This is a genomic window from Geobacillus sp. CAMR5420 (genome assembly GCF_000691465.1).
GTDB classification, from domain to species: Bacteria; Bacillota; Bacilli; order Bacillales; family Anoxybacillaceae; genus Geobacillus; species Geobacillus thermoleovorans.
The window spans coordinates 1-2,461 of sequence record NZ_JHUS01000077.1 but is presented as its reverse complement, the minus strand read 5'-3'; the positions used below and the strand labels follow the sequence as shown (position 1 = coordinate 2,461).

Below are 2,461 nucleotides of genomic sequence, written 5' to 3'. Positions count from 1 at the left end.
TAATGTGCTAATTTACAATTGGTCGTATAAATCACACTTCGAACTACTGCTTGGATAATCCATAAATGTAAGGAGGACATCCAACTCATTGGCCCAAGATTGAACTTCTCTTGGATATTTGCTGGACCACTTCGACTCAAACTGTTGAAACATTTGTAACGCCATCTCCTTATTCGGCGCGCGATAAATCAGCTTGAGATCCTCGGCCACTTCGAATTGGTCTTTTTTCCGAACACGGCTGAGGGTGTTGCGGACTTTGTGCACGACACAGCGCTGCACATCGGCTTTCGGATACACCGCCTTAAAGGCTTCCTCCAGCCCCGGAAGGCCATCGAAGACGCCAAGAAGCACTTCCTTGACGCCTCTTTGGTAGAGGTGTTGAAGAATTTCCTGCCATACATAGGCGCTTTCCTGTCCCCCCACAAAGAAATCAAGAATTTCGCGATATCCTTCTTCATTCACCCCTAACACCACATAAATGGCTTCTTTCTCCACGGTTTCGCGACGAAGTTTTACGTATAAACCATCCAAATATAAGACGGAATAACGCTTGTGCAGTGGACGAGTGTGCCATTTCTCGATGTCTTCCTTCACTACATCGGTAATACGACTGATCGTTGCAGGAGAATAGGCATTGCCTAAAATTCGCTCAATGAACTTGCCAATTTCACGTGTACTCATGCCACTTTGATACATCCTGATGATGGCTTCCTCAAGCCAGCCCGTGTGGCGTTGGTAAGGGGCAAGCAGCTGCGTTTGAAATTCTCCGTTTCGGTCTCTAGGGACCAAAAGACCTTCAATCCGGCCATATTGTGTATCTAGATTTCGTTGATAGTAGCCGTTTCTCATATTGGATGTGTCCGCCTGTTCGATTTCGAGGAAATGTTTGATTTCTTCCCGCATAATCAGCTCTAATTTTTCCTTCACAAACTGACGAATGGCATGTGTGAGTAAAATGTTTGTGGGAGAAATTCTTAGAATTCCCCGATGAGGGGGTTGGGAACGTAGGTTCGCAATCTCTCTCATCGGGGCCACCAAGCGAAGCCGCGGTAGGATCCGAAGTCCAAAACATGAAAAAGGACTCTCTCCCTATTATGATAATGATTGACCAAAACACCCAAACAGGAGGAGAGAGTCCCATGAATATTCAACAACATCTTACCACAAATTCGTTGACATGGAAAGAGATCGAACTTGATTTGTTTCGAGCCCTGCAAAACGCCTTCGCTGAGCTGTTTACGGCTCTGTTGGAGGACATCGACCGACAATTGGCGGAAACCCGGGACAAGCGCCGGTACCACTTGAAAGACAAACGACGCACCACGATTCAAACCCTGTTTGGCGAAGTTACCTTTGAGCGAAACTACTATTTAGACCGAGAACAAAACCGTTACACGTTTTTGCTTGACTCCTTTTTAGCGTTTGATGGATCACAGTCAATCAGCCCTTGTCTAGAAGAAACAGCGGTGGGATTGGCTGTGGAGTGCTCTTCCTATCGCAAAGCGGCTCGTACGCTTGCCCAGATGGTCGGGTATCCGGTGATGAGCCATGAGGCGATCCGCCAGTTGGTGCTCGAAGCTGAAGCTCCGCTGCACTGCCCGGTTGACCAGCGATATGGACGGGTGCTGTTTGTAGAGGCCGATGGACTGTTTATCACTCGCCAAGGGAAGGGAAAACGGGCCAAGGAAGACAAAATCCTGACCGTTCACGAAGGGTGGAAGCGCAACGGCTCACGGATCGAATTCGTGAATCAGCGCCATTACGTCCATGAGGGCAAGAGGGAGGTGTGGGAAGGCTTCGAGGAATTTTTGATGAACGAATATGCCTATGATCCGTGTCGGGATCTTCTTGTCATCAACGGGGACGGCGCTCCATGGATTACCGCGTGCCGGGAGTATTTCAAGGGACGGGTCTGCTTCCAATTGGATCGATTCCACGTGGCGCGTGAGTTGCGCCAATGCCTCTCGGGCCATCCACGGTGGCAGGCGATTCGGCAAAAGCTGGCGAAGCAGGATGAAGAGGGGTTGCTTGTGGAACTGAACAGCGCCCTCGGCACGCTGGGGGACGAAGCGAAAGAACAACAGCTGGCTGCCTTGATCCACCGGATCGAATCGATGCCGGGATGCATCCGTGATTACCGGGAATGGCTGAAGGAGCAAGGAGTGGACACAACGGGCATGTATCCGATGGGGAGGGCTGAAAGCGTGATGAGCCAGTTGGCGTATCGGGTGAAATACCGCCGCAGTTGGACAGACAAGGGACTCAGGGCGTTTTTCAAGGCAATGATTGCCTGGATGGATGGGATTCGTCTTTTCGGACGTCGTTTAGGAGAAGAATCGTCGCAGCCGGCGGAGGAAACGGCGTCGACGGCATCCACCAAACAGACGATCGTGAACAAGGCGAAACAACGCGTCCGCCGTCTTCTTCCGGAGGTAACACGGAATAACTCACATTTCGCACC

The 2,461-nt window shown here is 50.5% G+C and carries 1 protein-coding gene and 1 pseudogene; one reads left to right on the top strand and one right to left on the bottom strand.

Going from position 1 to position 2,461, the window contains the following annotated elements; translation table 11 throughout:
* Nucleotides 1-981, bottom strand: a pseudogene (locus tag DI44_RS0117460) (IS256 family transposase); the annotation flags it as partial.
* Between the two features lie 158 nt (nt 982-1,139).
* Between DI44_RS0117460 and DI44_RS00315 the strand changes: the two are divergent.
* The coding region (locus DI44_RS00315; RefSeq protein WP_033026643.1) for an ISLre2-like element ISGsp4 family transposase at nt 1,140-2,461 on the top strand (1,322 nt) is incomplete at its 3' end.